1 protein-coding gene is annotated in these 428 nt (G+C 52.8%); it reads right to left on the minus strand.

Annotated elements, in window-relative coordinates:
- On the minus strand, window positions 1-234 hold a 234-nt coding region (locus KMS84_RS43940; RefSeq protein ID WP_256921348.1), incomplete at its 3' end, for a DUF1525 domain-containing protein.
- Window positions 235-428: the final 194 nt, after the last annotated feature.

Below are 428 nucleotides of genomic sequence, written 5' to 3' on the forward strand. Positions count from 1 at the left end.
GCGTTGAATGGCCGCTTCTGCCTGGCGTGGATCGGCGGGTAGTTGGTTGGAAAGTTGTTCTTCAAGGCGCTGCTGATCATCCAGGAAGATGACGCGAGCGCCAGAAGGTGCGGATACTGGATGTGCTCGGTTTGTAATGACCCACGTCTCCGCGTGGGACGCAGTTGACAAGAACAGTAGCAGTGAAAACAGCCAGCGCCGCGTTTCGCTAATGTGGGTAAGGATCTGGAGCATGGCACCGTACCTGATATGGATTCAGGTACAGAAGACCGGATGGCTGTCTTGAGCGCAGTAAGAAATAGGAATTTGGAAGCTTTGGGTATTTGAGAGCGACGAATTCGTGTGGGTTGGATTAGAGATGGCACTTGGTCGGCTCAAATTGACGACGCAGTGAGTACGCAGTTAACTGGCTATCCACACAGCAAGAG

Origin of the sequence: Streptomyces hilarionis (genome assembly GCF_024539675.1) — a bacterium.
In the GTDB taxonomy this organism is placed as follows: domain Bacteria; phylum Actinomycetota; class Actinomycetes; order Streptomycetales; family Streptomycetaceae; genus Streptomyces; species Streptomyces hilarionis.